The following is a 14,264-nucleotide window of genomic DNA, read 5'->3' as shown; positions in this document are numbered from 1 at the left end:
ATAAGATTTATAACTCAATATATAGTTGTCTGGTAGTGATGGCGGAGAGGCCACACCTGTTCCCATACCGAACACAGAAGTTAAGCTCTCCAGCGCCGATGGTAGTTGGGGGTTCCCCTGCAAGAGTAGGACACCGCCAGGCAAAATAAAAAAACCTAAGACATTGTCTTAGGTTTTTTTATATACTAGAACAAAGCTAGTGTCATAAATAACAGATATGGACATATTCTGTAAAGTAAATGTTCTTTTGCGTTAATTTATATCTTAGAGATTCTTTGATTAAAGGATATAAAACAAAATAGGAACTGGGAAAATTATATCAAGGAATAATGACCTAAATAAATATTGAAAGTAGATAAACCTTACAATAATATATGATGTAAGGTTTTGTTTCTCTAATTTTTGTCTAAAATAATAAAAGATATTTGCATCTCTTTGAAATTCGCGTATAATAAAAATATAGTCAAAGATAGTCAAAGTCAAAATTGGGATTTAGTGATGATAAACGATAGACTCCACATATACAGGCAGTGAGGAGATGGATAGATGAGTAATATATCGGATGTCATTGAACAGTATTTGAAGAAAGTTTTACAGACGAAAGGGAAAAATGCAATAGAAATTAAGCGAAGTGAAATAGCTAATAGGTTTCAATGCGTCCCTTCTCAAATAAATTACGTTATAAATACTCGTTTTACATTAGAGAAGGGATATATTGTGGAAAGTAAGCGTGGTGGTGGTGGTTATATTAGAATTATTCGTATCACACATCAAGATAAATCCAAACTAATTGACGAAATCATTGAAATGGTTAATCCAACAATTGCGCAAAGGTCAGCGGTTGATGTATTGGATCGATTAACAGAAGAGGAAATAATTACAGAGCGTGAGGCAAAGATTATGAAAGCGGCGATTGATCGGGATACATTGGCCTTTAATTTGCCACTGAGGGACGAAATACGCGCAAGGGTTTTGACAGCGATGTTATTACAATTAAAATATTTTTAGTTTAACATTGATAATTTACGGGAAATATTTTATTTTATAGCACTGTGTAAAGGGGGAATACAAATGGAATGTCAGGAATGCCACGAGCGTCCAGCCACACTTCACTTTACGAAGGTTAGTAACGGTAAGAAGATAGAAATTAGAGTATGTGAAGTTTGTGCGAAGGAAAAAGGATACGTAAGCTACCCAGAGGAAGGCTATTCACTTCATAACTTGTTATCTGGGATATTTAATTTTGATACATTCAAAATGGAAAGCCCCACCATTCAACAAGTAAAGGAATTGCAATGTCCACATTGTGGAATGAGCTTTTCACAGTTTAAGCAGATAGGTAAATTCGGATGTGCTACATGCTATGAAACGTTTGAAGAGAGACTCGACCCTATTCTAAGACGTGTACATGCTGGAAATACGAGGCACTCTGGGAAGATACCAAAACGAGCAGGTATTGATTTACAATTAAGAAAAGAATTAGGTAACTACAGGAGTCAATTACAGCAGCTAATTGAAACGGAAGCCTTTGAGGAGGCTGCAAAGGTCCGTGATAAGATAAAAGAATTGGAAACGAGTGTAAAGAAACCGGAAGCAGGTGATCACTCATGACATTGGAACACTTTATGGATGAAGCAATTAGCCCATGGATGAGGGATGAGGGCCCAGATAGTGATATTGTATTAAGCAGTCGTATTCGATTAGCTAGAAACTTGCAAGATATTCCTTACCCATTTGTGGCTGATGGTTCAAAATTACAAGGAGTCCGTGATTTTTTCAAAAAGGAATTTGCTAACAAAGCGTTTGATAATTATGAAGAGTTCCAGTTTATTCCGATTGATGAACTTAGTGCGGTGGATAAACGTGTCTTAGTAGAAAAGCATTTAATTAGCCCACATTTAACAAAATATACGAAGGAATCTGCGGCATTAATATCGAATAATGAACAAGTATCCATTATGATAAATGAAGAGGATCATATTCGAATACAACTTTATTTCCCAGGATTGCAATTACGTAAGGCCTTAGAGAAGTCATTTGAAGTTGATAATTGGTTAGAAGAAAAGGTAACATATGCATTTGATGAGAGAAAGGGATATTTGACAACATGTCCAACAAATGTTGGTACGGGAATGCGGGCTTCGGTTATGATGCATATACCGGCACTTGTTCTGACAAGACAAATTAATCGTATGATGCCAGCTATTAATCAATTAGGCCTTGTGGTTAGGGGGATTTATGGAGAAGGTAGTGAAGCTTTGGGGAATATTTTTCAAATCTCAAATCAGATTACCTTAGGAAAGTCCGAAGCGGATATTGTTGACGATCTGCAAAGCGTTGTTAATCAGCTTATTGAGCATGAAAGAAATGCGAGAAATATCATTATGAAAGAATCAGGTATCGCGTTAGAGGACCGTATTTTCAGGGCATATGGTGTTATGGCTCATAGTAGAATTATTGAATCAAAAGAGGCTTCCAGTTGCATATCAAATGTGCGACTTGGAATAGATTTAGGTATTATTACAGGTACATCAAGATACATACTTAATGAACTTATGGTACTTATACAGCCAGGTTTTTTGCAACATTATGCGAAGAAAACATTATCAGCAAGTGAACGTGATGTGTTAAGAGCATCACTCATCCGAGAACGATTACAGTTAGAGAAATAGGAGGGAAGCATTTATGATGTTTGGACGATTTACAGAGAGGGCTCAGAAGGTACTTGCACTATCACAGGAAGAAGCTGTGCGCCTTGGTCATAATAATATTGGAACGGAGCATATTCTTTTAGGGCTGGTGCGAGAAGGTGAGGGAATTGCTGCAAAGGCATTACAATCATTAGGATTAGAAGTTTCAAAAATACAAGAGGAAGTAGAGAAATTGATAGGTGTTGGAAAACAACCAATGCAATCCATTCATTATACGCCTCGTGCAAAGAAAGTTGTAGAACTATCCCAAGATGAAGCGAGAAAATTAGGACATTCTTATGTTGGAACAGAACATATCCTTCTTGGTTTAATTCGCGAAGGTGAGGGTGTCGCAGCCCGTGTTTTAAATAATCTTGGTGTGAGTTTGAATAAAGCAAGGCAACAAGTGCTGCAATTACTTGGTAGTAATGAATCACAAGCAGGACGCCAAGGGCGAGGGGGACAGCAGTCTAGTGCTAATACGCCAACACTGGATTCACTTGCAAGGGATTTAACACAAAGTGCTCGGGATGGAAAAATTGATCCAGTTATTGGCCGATCAAATGAAATCCAACGCGTTATTCAAGTTTTAAGTAGAAGAACAAAAAACAATCCTGTATTAATTGGGGAGCCAGGTGTTGGGAAAACAGCAGTTGCAGAAGGACTTGCACAGCAAATTGTCGACAATGAAGTACCAGAAACATTACGAGATAAACGTGTCATGACGTTGGATATGGGGACAGTGGTTGCAGGTACAAAGTATCGTGGTGAATTTGAAGATCGCTTGAAGAAGGTAATGGAAGAAATACGCCAAGCAGGAAATATTATTATTTTCATCGATGAGTTACATACATTAATTGGAGCAGGTGGGGCAGAGGGTGCGATTGATGCATCAAATATTTTAAAGCCATCACTTGCTCGTGGCGAGTTGCAATGTATCGGTGCCACTACACTTGATGAGTATCGTAAATATATTGAGAAGGACGCAGCACTTGAACGTAGATTCCAACCAATACAAGTTGATCAACCTACAGTCGAAGAAACGGTACAAATTTTACATGGCCTTAGAGACCGCTATGAGGCGCATCACCGTGTAACGATTACTGATGAGGCAATTGATGCAGCTGCAACATTATCAGACCGCTACATTACGGATCGTTTCTTGCCAGACAAGGCAATTGATCTAATTGATGAAGCAGGTTCCAAAGTCCGCTTGCATTCCTATACAGTACCACCTAATTTAAAAGAGCTTGAATTAAAGCTTGAAGAAGTGAGGAAGGAAAAGGATGCTGCTGTACAAAGTCAAGAGTTTGAAAAGGCTGCATCATTAAGAGATTCTGAACAACGGTATCGCGAGGAATTAGAAAAGACAAAACAGGAGTGGAAGGAACAACAAGGACAAACAAATTCTGAAGTAACAATTGAAGATATTGCGAGTGTTGTATCAAGCTGGACTGGGATTCCTGTTTCGAAAATGACCAAAGATGAAAGTGAACGATTACTCAATATGGAAGATATTCTCCACAACCGTGTAATCGGTCAAGGTGAAGCTGTTAATGCAATATCAAAAGCAATACGACGAGCAAGAGCGGGCTTAAAAGATCCGAAACGTCCGATTGGCTCCTTTATATTCCTAGGACCAACTGGTGTAGGTAAAACGGAATTGGCACGTGCGCTTGCGGAGGTTATGTTTGCCGATGAAGATGCGATGATTCGTATCGATATGTCTGAATACATGGAACGTCACGCTACGTCACGATTAGTTGGTTCACCGCCAGGGTATGTTGGGTATGATGAGGGTGGACAATTGACGGAGAAGGTCCGTAGAAAACCATATTCTGTTGTTCTACTAGATGAAATAGAGAAAGCTCATCCAGAAGTGTTTAATATCCTTTTACAAGTGCTAGAGGATGGAAGACTTACTGATTCAAAAGGCCGTGTAGTAGATTTCCGTAATACGGTAATCATCATGACTTCCAATGTTGGTGCAAGTGAATTGAAACGCAATAAGTATGTTGGGTTCACGATGGGTGATGAAGGGCAGGAATACAAAGATATGAAATCAAAAGTGATGGAAGAACTTAAAAAAGTGTTTCGTCCAGAGTTCTTAAATCGTATCGATGAAACAATTGTATTCCATTCTTTAGAGAAGAAACATATGAAGGATATTGTGTCGCTTATGGTTAAGCAGCTGCAAAGTCGTCTGAAGGACCTTGAGATTGACTTTACATTAACAGATAAGGCGTTAGAGAAAATAGCTACGGAAGGCTTTGACCCTGAATACGGCGCAAGGCCATTGAGAAGATCGATTCAGAAACATGTTGAGGATTTATTATCGGAAGAACTCCTCAAGGGGACCATTGAGAAGGGAAATGCAGTAAAAATCGGTTTAACCAATAAAGGTGATTTCATCATCCTTTCATAGTAATTTCATAGGTTGTATATGGTTAAAAAGCTAGAAGAAATTATTCTTCTAGCTTTTCCCAAATGTAGAAGCAATCTATTTGTGGCAAAAATATGTAACATTAAAGACGAATTGATAGATGCCTGTAACCTAATAATGATGGAGATGCGATACAATAGAGATAGAAAGGGAAGAGAATAATTGGTTAAACGTAAAACGAAATTTACCTGTCAGGAATGTGGCTATGAATCAGCAAAATGGATGGGGAAATGCCCAGGGTGTAATAATTGGAATACATTGGTTGAAGAACTAGAGGTATCGAAAGGTAGAGGCCAGCATATATTTAAAGGTGTTTCTCAAAATGGCAGTAAACCAGTTAAAATAACGGGAATAGAATCACAAAAAGAGCCTAGAATCCCTACTTCTTTAAAAGAGTTTAATCGCGTCCTCGGAGGCGGTATTGTTCCTGGATCACTTGTCTTAGTAGGAGGGGACCCAGGTATCGGGAAGTCCACCTTGCTGTTGCAAATATCCGCTCAGCTAGCTGAAAAGGAAATGCCAGTCCTATATATATCGGGCGAGGAATCCCCCAGGCAAACCAAATTAAGGGCTGATAGACTAGGAATACATGCCGATTCACTTTATGTGTTAGCAGAAACGAACCTATTTGACATTACTTCACAAATTGAGCAAGTAAGGCCAGCATTTGTTGTTATTGATTCGATTCAGACGATATACAAAGAAGAAGTAACGAGTGCTCCAGGGAGTGTTTCACAAGTTAGAGAATGTACAGGCGAGTTAATGCGTATCGCGAAAACAAACAATATCCCAATATTTATCGTCGGCCATGTTACAAAAGAAGGGTCTATTGCAGGACCACGATTACTAGAACACATGGTTGATGCCGTATTGTACTTTGAAGGCGAAAGACACCATACATATCGGATTTTGCGTGGTGTAAAGAATCGTTTCGGGTCAACGAACGAGATGGGTATATTTGAAATGAAGGAAGAAGGACTCCGAGAGGTATTGAATCCTTCTGAGATATTCTTGGAGGAACGTACCCGCGGTGCAGCAGGATCAACAGTCGTTGCCTCGATGGAAGGCACAAGACCCGTTCTTGTCGAAATACAGGCTCTAATCTCCCCAACGAGCTTTGGAAACCCACGCCGAATGGCTACGGGGCTTGACCATAATCGTGTGTCGCTATTAATGGCCGTACTGGAGAAACGTGTTGGATTGATGCTACAAAATCAAGATGCCTATTTAAAGGTTGCTGGTGGTGTGAAGCTTGATGAACCGGCAGTTGATTTAGCTGTTGCTATTAGTATTGCTTCGAGCTATCGAGATAGACCAACAAAGCCTGATGATATATTCATAGGTGAAGTCGGCTTGACTGGTGAAATTAGAAGGGTATCAAGGATCGAGCAACGTATTCAAGAAGCCGCGAAACTTGGATTTAACCGTGTTATTTGTCCAAAGAACAATTTAGATGGATGGACCGCACCTAAGAACATACAAGTTATTGGTGTAAGTACCGTTCAAGAGGCACTCGATATTGGAGTAGAAGCGTAGTTCATTTGTAGTATTTTTTTCTGTGTATGCTATGATTTAGTTGATATTATAGGCTTCTTGTAATTATAAGGATTATTTATTTGAATTAACGGTAATAATATATTTTAGGAGGTGAAATTGTTGTTAAAAATAATTGTTAATCTATTTTTTGTTATTCTAGGGGGTACAGCCGGATTTATATATGTACCAGAAATTATTTACTTATTAGATTTCACGGATGTAAGTTGGGTTGCTTCTCCATATTTAGGCATGATACTAGGTGCAATTATATTCTTTTTAATTTCCTATTGGATAGCTGGATATATCGTAGGCTTCCTAAAGTGGGTTGAGGATTCGTTGATAAAGATTCCTGCAGTAGATTTACTTTTTGGAAGTGTAGGATTGATTTTAGGATTAGTTATTGCATATTTTATCAACAGGCCATTGCAAGATATTCATATTGATATTATTTCCCAGGTGTTACCGCTGTTTATTATGATTTTACTAGGTTACTTTGGATTCCAAGTTGGGTTTAAACGTAGAGATGAATTTGTGAATCTATTGAAAACAAGTAAAAGGGAAAAAGCACGAGATGGTGATGAGCAGGAATCCAATCTATTACCTCGGGCGAAAATATTAGATACGAGTGTTATTATTGACGGTCGAATTGCGGATATTTGTCAAACGAGTTTCTTGGAAGGGACAATTATCATTCCACAATTTGTATTAGGTGAATTACAGCATATTGCTGACTCTTCAGATGCGTTAAAAAGAAACCGAGGCAGACGCGGGCTTGATGTATTAAACCGAATCCAAAAAGAGCTGCCGGTAACCGTGGAAATATATGAAGGTGATTTTGAAGATATTGGAGAAGTGGATAGTAAATTAATTAAACTAGCAAAAGTTATTGATGGTATCATTGTGACGAACGATTTTAATTTAAACAAAGTTTGTGACCTTCAAGGTGTACATGTGTTGAATATTAATGATTTGGCCAATGCTGTAAAGCCTGTTGTTTTACCTGGTGAGGAACTTGTTGTACAGGTTATTAAAGATGGGAAAGAACAGAACCAAGGCGTTGCGTATTTAGATGATGGGACCATGATTGTTGTCGAAGAAGGAAAAGACTATATTGGTAAAACAATAGAGGTTCTTATTACTAGTGTATTACAAACATCAGCAGGTCGAATGATATTCGCAAAGCCAAAATTACTTGAAAAAGCTTTATAAAAAGGGTATAACATATAAGGATAGAACAAAGTGATAACAACATAATGTTATCACTTTTTGCTTAGTATAATAAAAGTCTGTTTTCTAAAAGATTGTTGTGAATTACACAATTTATATAAACTGTTGACTAGTGTAATTCAGTATTGTGTAAAGCGCGTCGTTCCGGAAACACACTTCGCTTTCCGCGGGCGGCTGATGAGCCACCTTCGTGCTGTCGCACTACGGTGTCTCATCTAGGCCTCTCCTCCCGCAGGAGTCTACGTGTGTTTCCTCCACTAAGATTCTACTTTCCTTCTTTAAAGACTAGAACTTCATGTTTTTTCTAAAAGGGGAGACTAAATCTACGACAAACGTATTATTATTGCATACGCTTATACATTAATCAGAAATACTTTTTTAGCGGAGGCAGAATACGTAGACTCCTACGGGAAAAGCACGTGTCCGAAGACCCCGCAGGAAGTGGTTTTCTTCCGAGGAGGCTGAGGCCGTGCCCGTGGAAAGCGAAGTATTCTGCCGCAGCGAATGACGACATAAACCAATCATAAGTGTGAGCGAGAGCTTAATTGTTTGAATTCAAATAGTCCAAAGTTTATATCAACTGCGAAAAATAAAAAGCAACAAACATTAACAGCTTATTAAAATGATAACAAACACAGGATGCTAGCATTATGTAGTACATTCGCTACGTACCTGTGATAAACTATAATATATTATTAAAATTTAAAGGATCGAAAGGGGAAACATCATGTCGAACGAAATTCGTGTGCGTTATGCTCCAAGCCCTACAGGACATTTACATATTGGAAACGCAAGAACAGCACTTTTTAATTATCTATATGCAAAACACTTTAATGGAAAGTTTATTATCCGTACAGAAGATACCGATGAAAAGCGGAATGTTGAAGGTGGAGAAGAAAGCCAACTTAAATACCTTAAATGGTTAGGCTTAGAGTGGGATGAAGGGGCAGACATCGGAGGAGATTATGGCCCATATCGTCAAACAGAACGCTTGGACATCTACCAGAAATACGTTGATGAATTGTTAGAAAAGGGACAAGCGTACAAATGCTATATGTCAGAAGAAGAATTGGAAGCGGAACGTGAAGAACAACGCGCTAATGGACAAGTTCCTAAATATTCTGGTGCACACCGTGATTTAAGTGCGGAGCAAATTGCTGCATATGAAGCGGAGGGACGCAAACCAAGTATTCGCTTCCGTGTACCTGAGAATACAACTTATAAATTTGAAGATATTGTCCGTGGTGAAATTACATTTGAATCAAGTGACTTTGGTGACTGGGTTATTGTAAAACAAAATGGCATTCCAACGTATAATTTTGCAGTAGCAATTGATGACCATTTAATGAGGATTACACAAGTTTTCCGCGGGGAAGAACATATTTCTAATACACCAAAACAGATGATGATTTATGAGACGTTTGGTTGGGAATCTCCGCAATTTGGACATATGACATTGATTCTGAATGAAGATCGTAAAAAACTAAGTAAACGTGATAATCATATTGTTCAATTTATCGAGCAATACAAGAATTTGGGCTATTTACCAGAAGCTTTATTTAATTTCATTTCCCTACTTGGATGGTCTCCTGTTGGCGAAGAAGAGATTTTTGATAAAGAAACATTAATTAATATTTTTGATCCAGACCGCTTATCCACTTCCGCCGCTATCTTTGATCAGCAAAAATTAAAGTGGATGAATAATGAGTATATTAAAAACATGGATTTAGCTAATGTAATTGAGTTAACAATGCCACATTTAATAGAGGCAGGAAGATTGACTGAAGAAATGGATGAAGCTACACGTTCATGGGCTGAAAAAGTAATTAGCCTTTATCATGAGCAGTTGCGCTATGGTCAGGAAATTGTTGAATTAACAGAGATGTTCTTCAAGGATCACATTACACTTGACGAGGATTCCGAAGAAGTCTTAAAAGGAGAACAAGTACCTGAGGTGTTACAGGTCTTTACGGATAAGCTTATTCATTTAGATGACTTTACCAAGGATTCAATTAAGGCACAAATTAAGGCAACGCAAAAAGAAACAGGGCATAGAGGGAAAAAACTATTTATGCCAATTCGTATAGCAACAACTGGTCAAATGCATGGCCCTGAACTTCCAATGGCAATTGAATTGTTAGGTAAAGATGTTGTAGTTGCTCGTTTAGATAAAATTCTAAAACAAATTGGAGCTTAAATATTCACATTTCCGCTATTGTATAATATAGTATATATACAAATATCTTGAACGAAGAAAAGGGAAAGTAAGGAGCGTCCCTGCTTATACAGAGAAAATCACCACCGGCTGAAAGTGATTTTAAGTAGGTGCTTCCTGAAGTGCACCTTGGAGTCTGTTATGGAAGTATGATCTTATATGGTACATGACAGCGGCACTCTACCGTTATTTAGAGCATGAGTTGGGAAGATTATTTCCAAACAGAGTGGAACCGCGCTTAAAAGCGTCTCTGTGTATATTACACAGGGGCGTTTTTTTATTTGCACACACAGGGGAGGACATATGATGGGAATCTTTAAACGAATGAAAGAAGATATGGATGTCGTGTTTGAACAAGATCCAGCTGCAAGAACCTATTTTGAAGTTTGTTTAACCTATTCGGGCCTGCATGCAATCTGGTCTCACCGTATAGCTCATGTTTTCTATAAAAGAAGGCTGTTTTTCTTAGCTAGAGTGATCTCGCAAATTAGTCGTTTCTTTACGGGAATTGAAATTCACCCAGGTGCTATTATTGGTAGACGGTTTTTCATTGACCATGGAATGGGTGTTGTCATTGGTGAGACCTGTGAAATAGGAGATAATGTAACCCTTTTTCAAGGTGTTACATTAGGTGGAACAGGAAAGGAAAAGGGGAAGCGTCACCCGACTATTAAAGATAATGCTCTAATCTCAACAGGTGCTAAAGTACTAGGATCCATTACGATTGGTGAGAATTCTAAAGTAGGTGGTGGCGCTGTTGTCGTAAAAGATGTACCAGATAATTGTACGGTAGTAGGGGTGCCAGGAAGAATTGTTATCCAAAATGGGGTAAAGGTAAGAAGAGATTTAGATCATCATAATATGCCAGACCCTATTTCCGATAAAATAAAACAGATGCAAGATGAAATAGATAAGTTGAAGGCAGAGATTGCTGCTAGAAAGGTAGGGAAAGAAAATGTCAATTAAAATCTATAATACACTGACACGTGAAAAAGATAAGTTTATCCCTTTAGAAGAAGGGAAAGTAAGCATGTATGTCTGTGGGCCGACTGTGTATAATTATATCCATATTGGTAATGCGCGGCCAGCAATTGTTTTTGATACAGTCCGTCGTTACTTTGAATATAAGGGATTTAAGGTTAATTATGTTTTGAACTTCACGGATGTAGATGACAAAATTATTAAGGCGGCGAAAGAGCTAGGGAAAGAGGTCCCGGAAATTGCGAATAAATTTATTCATGCTTATCAAGAGGACGTTAAGAAGCTAGGTGTGAAGGAAGCAACCCATCATCCACGTGTAATGGATACAATGGAGGATATTATTGCATTCATTGATGCGCTTGTGCAGCAGGGGTTTGCATACGAAGCACAAGGTGATGTATATTTTAAACCGCGAGCTTTTGACGGATATGGTAAATTATCCCACCAATCAGTAGATGAATTACGTTCAGGTGCCCGTATTCAAGTTGGCGAGAAGAAAGAAGACCCGCTCGATTTTGCCTTATGGAAAAAAGCAAAGGATGGAGAAATAGCTTGGGAATCACCATGGGGAGATGGACGGCCTGGTTGGCATATTGAGTGTTCCGCAATGGCTAAAAAATACCTTGGAGATACGATTGACATCCATGCAGGTGGCCAGGATCTAACTTTTCCGCATCATGAGAATGAAATTGCTCAATCAGAAGCGCGAAATGGGAAAGCGTTCGCTAATTATTGGATGCATAATGGATATATTAATATTAATAATGAAAAAATGTCTAAATCGCTCGGCAACTTTGTTTTAACAAGAGAACTGATTGAAATGCATGATCCAAAGGTATTACGATTCTTCATGTTAAGTGTCCATTATCGTAACCCGATTAATTTTACAGAGGAATTACTCGAAAGTGCGAAACATAGTTACGACCGCATAAAAACAGCTTATCACAACCTTGAGCACCGAAAGGCTTCCAGTATGAATTTAGTAGACGATGATCATACATGGTTACAGGAAATTGATTCGCGTAAGAAACAGTTTGAAGCGGCAATGGATGATGACTTTAATACAGCGAATGCTATCTCTGTTCTATTTGACCTAGCTAAAGAAGCGAATCTTTACTTGAAATTAGAACAGACATCTACAAAAGTTATAGAAGCATTCCAAGAAACAATTGTCTCCTTGTTCAATATACTAGGGATTCAGATAACAGAAGAAGAAAAGGAATTACTTGATGAGGATATTGAAAATCTAATTAAGGAAAGAAATAATGCTAGAAAGAGCCGTGACTTTGCGCGTGCAGATGAAATAAGGGATATGCTAAAACAAAAAGGCATTATATTAGAAGATACCCCCCAAGGAGTGCGCTGGAAACGAGGATAGTAACAGATGAATGTAGACGTAAAACAAATGAAAAGCTTAAGCCTTGCATATATGGGTGATGCGATATATGAGGTGTATATTAGAGAGCACCTAATACGAAATGGGCTAGTGAAGCCAAACAATTTGCACCAGTTAGCGATTACCTTTGTATCCGGGAAAGCCCAAGCAAAGGTAATCTTAGATTGGATAGAAAAGGGTATACTAACAGAAGAGGAAGAACGAGTTGTAGCAAGAGGTAGGAATGCAAAATCAGGCTCAACACCTAAGAATATTAGTATTCAAACCTATCGTTACAGTACAGCCTTCGAGGCGTTAATCGGATATCATTATTTAGCAAATAATGAACAAAGACTAAAGGATTTATTGCAAAAAGCAGTTCAATTCATTGAGGAAAGGAGTGAATAAGGTGGATCAAGAATTCATTGTTGGGAAAAACCCAGTAATAGAAGCATTAAAATCAGGCAGATCAGTAAATAAAGTACTTGTTTCCGAACAATTAAATGCAAATACCCAAGGAAAGCTTCGTATGTTAGTGAAAGAGGCAGGTACAGTTATACAGAAGGTGCCTAGGAATAAGCTAGACCAAATTACTTCAGAAAATCATCAAGGTGTTATTGCATATGTTGCTTCTTATCAATATGCTACACTTGATGACCTATTTAATCGTGCGACAAAGAGAAATGAAGATCCCTTTTTTATTATTCTCGACGAGCTAGAGGATCCGCATAATTTAGGTTCTATTTTACGTACAGCAGATGCAGTCGGAGCACATGGGGTGATTATTCCAAAAAGGAGGTCTGTTGGTTTAACAGCCACGGTTGCGAAGACAGCTGCTGGAGCCATGGAACATATTCCGGTCGCAAGAGTAACAAATATTGCAAATACAATTGATGAACTAAAGGAGCGAAATGTCTGGGTAGTTGGGACGGAAGCGGAAGCAACGCAAGATTACAGAAGACTAGATGGTACATTACCAATTGCGGTTGTAATTGGTAATGAGGGCAAGGGCATGAGCAGATTAGTACAGAAAAAATGTGATTTTACGGTAAGTCTTCCGATGAAAGGGAAAGTATCTTCCCTTAATGCATCTGTTGCTTGTAGCTTACTACTTTATGAAGTATATAGAAAAAGGTATTCGTTAGGTGAATCGTAATGGTTATCGTTGTAGTGGATGGATACAATATTATTGGGGCGTGGGAAGAACTAGAGCGTTTAAAAGAAAAAGATATCTCTCAGGCGAGGGACCGCTTAATAGAGTTAATGGCAGAATATCAGGCATACTCAGGTTACCGAGTGATTATTGTGTTTGATGCATACTACGTTCGGGGTATCTCGAGTAAACTAAAGGAATTAAAGGTAGAAATTATTTATACCAAAGAAAAAGAGACTGCTGATGAATGCATTGAAAAACTTGTAAGGAAATTAAAAAATATAAAAACACAAGTATATGTGGCTACATCTGACTATGCGGAGCAACGGACGATTTTTGGGCAAGGTGCACTAAGAAAGTCAGCACGTGAATTATATATAGATTTAAAAGATATCGAACGCCAAATTAATGAGAATATAGAAAGTCATCAATACCAGAAGCCACAATCTAAAATAGAACTAGATGAGGAATTGCTTGAAAAATTTGAGAAAATGAGGCGTGGAGAAATATAGGTATCTTTAAAGATGGAAAATCTACACAGTTCCCCTGGTGTGAAATTTTTAGCCTTTTCTATATTTTTCTGCAAATTTCTAGACCTTTATTGACGATTTCTGAATCCTTGCTGTATAATGGCGATAAAGTGG

Annotated in this window: 12 protein-coding genes, 1 rRNA gene and 1 other annotated feature; all 13 genes read left to right on the top strand. The window is 38.2% G+C overall.

Annotated elements, in window-relative coordinates; all coding sequences use genetic code 11:
- Window positions 1–28: 28 nt before the first annotated feature.
- The 13 genes from rrf (at window position 29) to D8M05_RS13750 (ending at window position 14,132) form a co-directional block, all read left to right on the top strand.
- Window positions 29–142: ribosomal RNA gene (gene rrf / locus D8M05_RS13810) — 5S ribosomal RNA — on the top strand.
- Window positions 143–546: 404 nt separating this feature from the next.
- The gene (locus tag D8M05_RS13805; protein ID WP_121132787.1) at window positions 547–1,008 is read left to right on the top strand and encodes a CtsR family transcriptional regulator; all 462 of its coding nucleotides are present in this window, start codon (window positions 547–549) and stop codon (window positions 1,006–1,008) included.
- 63 nt (window positions 1,009–1,071) lie between these two features.
- Window positions 1,072–1,611: a protein-arginine kinase activator protein McsA gene (mcsA, locus tag D8M05_RS13800; protein ID WP_121132785.1), complete on the top strand. Its 540-nt coding sequence runs from the start codon at window positions 1,072–1,074 to the stop codon at window positions 1,609–1,611.
- A complete protein-coding gene (gene mcsB / locus D8M05_RS13795; RefSeq protein ID WP_121132783.1) occupies window positions 1,608–2,672 on the top strand; it encodes a protein-arginine kinase McsB in 1,065 nt (354 codons plus the stop codon). The genes mcsA and mcsB overlap by 4 nt, the downstream gene beginning before the upstream one ends.
- Before the next feature lie 13 nt (window positions 2,673–2,685).
- A complete protein-coding gene (clpC, locus tag D8M05_RS13790) occupies window positions 2,686–5,115 on the top strand; it encodes an ATP-dependent protease ATP-binding subunit ClpC (protein WP_121132781.1) in 2,430 nt (809 codons plus the stop codon).
- A gap of 180 nt (window positions 5,116–5,295) precedes the next feature.
- On the top strand, window positions 5,296–6,669 hold the full coding sequence (gene radA / locus D8M05_RS13785; RefSeq protein WP_121132779.1) for a DNA repair protein RadA: 1,374 nt from the start codon (window positions 5,296–5,298) through the stop codon (window positions 6,667–6,669).
- A 120-nt stretch (window positions 6,670–6,789) separates the two neighbouring features.
- A complete protein-coding gene (locus tag D8M05_RS13780) occupies window positions 6,790–7,878 on the top strand; it encodes a PIN/TRAM domain-containing protein (RefSeq protein ID WP_121132778.1) in 1,089 nt (362 codons plus the stop codon).
- A gap of 745 nt (window positions 7,879–8,623) precedes the next feature.
- Complete coding sequence (gene gltX, locus D8M05_RS13775; RefSeq protein ID WP_121132776.1) at window positions 8,624–10,093, top strand: glutamate--tRNA ligase; 1,470 nt, start codon at window positions 8,624–8,626, stop codon at window positions 10,091–10,093.
- Between the two features lie 45 nt (window positions 10,094–10,138).
- Window positions 10,139–10,366, top strand: a binding site (T-box leader).
- Between the two features lie 51 nt (window positions 10,367–10,417).
- Complete coding sequence (gene epsC, locus D8M05_RS13770) at window positions 10,418–11,077, top strand: serine O-acetyltransferase EpsC (RefSeq protein ID WP_121132774.1); 660 nt, start codon at window positions 10,418–10,420, stop codon at window positions 11,075–11,077.
- Entirely contained in the window at window positions 11,067–12,470 is a 1,404-nt protein-coding gene (gene cysS / locus D8M05_RS13765) for a cysteine--tRNA ligase (RefSeq protein ID WP_121132772.1), read from the top strand. The genes epsC and cysS overlap by 11 nt, the downstream gene beginning before the upstream one ends.
- 6 nt (window positions 12,471–12,476) lie before the next feature.
- Window positions 12,477–12,875, top strand: a complete 399-nt coding sequence (locus tag D8M05_RS13760) for a Mini-ribonuclease 3 (protein ID WP_121132770.1) — start codon at window positions 12,477–12,479, stop codon at window positions 12,873–12,875.
- Between the two features lies 1 nt (window position 12,876).
- On the top strand, window positions 12,877–13,623 hold the full coding sequence (gene rlmB / locus D8M05_RS13755) for a 23S rRNA (guanosine(2251)-2'-O)-methyltransferase RlmB (RefSeq protein ID WP_121132768.1): 747 nt from the start codon (window positions 12,877–12,879) through the stop codon (window positions 13,621–13,623).
- Window positions 13,623–14,132 carry an NYN domain-containing protein gene (locus D8M05_RS13750; RefSeq protein WP_121132766.1) on the top strand — a complete coding sequence of 170 codons (510 nt, stop codon included), beginning with the start codon at window positions 13,623–13,625 and terminating at the stop codon, window positions 14,130–14,132. The genes rlmB and D8M05_RS13750 overlap by 1 nt, the downstream gene beginning before the upstream one ends.
- Window positions 14,133–14,264: the final 132 nt, after the last annotated feature.

This window comes from Oceanobacillus bengalensis, assembly GCF_003628445.1.
GTDB classification, from domain to species: Bacteria; Bacillota; Bacilli; order Bacillales; family Amphibacillaceae; genus Oceanobacillus; species Oceanobacillus bengalensis.
Note: the sequence above shows the minus strand (reverse complement) of the source record. Positions and strands in the feature narration are given on the sequence as shown.

Coding starts and splice junctions, on each gene's coding strand:
- D8M05_RS13805 (WP_121132787.1), top strand. CDS start 547: ATGAGTAATATATCGGATGTCATTGAACAGTATTTGAAGAAAGTTTTA.
- mcsA (WP_121132785.1), top strand. CDS start 1,072: ATGGAATGTCAGGAATGCCACGAGCGTCCAGCCACACTTCACTTTACG.
- mcsB (WP_121132783.1), top strand. CDS start 1,608: ATGACATTGGAACACTTTATGGATGAAGCAATTAGCCCATGGATGAGG.
- clpC (WP_121132781.1), top strand. CDS start 2,686: ATGATGTTTGGACGATTTACAGAGAGGGCTCAGAAGGTACTTGCACTA.
- gltX (WP_121132776.1), top strand. CDS start 8,624: ATGTCGAACGAAATTCGTGTGCGTTATGCTCCAAGCCCTACAGGACAT.
- epsC (WP_121132774.1), top strand. CDS start 10,418: ATGGGAATCTTTAAACGAATGAAAGAAGATATGGATGTCGTGTTTGAA.
- cysS (WP_121132772.1), top strand. CDS start 11,067: ATGTCAATTAAAATCTATAATACACTGACACGTGAAAAAGATAAGTTT.
- D8M05_RS13760 (WP_121132770.1), top strand. CDS start 12,477: ATGAATGTAGACGTAAAACAAATGAAAAGCTTAAGCCTTGCATATATG.
- D8M05_RS13750 (WP_121132766.1), top strand. CDS start 13,623: ATGGTTATCGTTGTAGTGGATGGATACAATATTATTGGGGCGTGGGAA.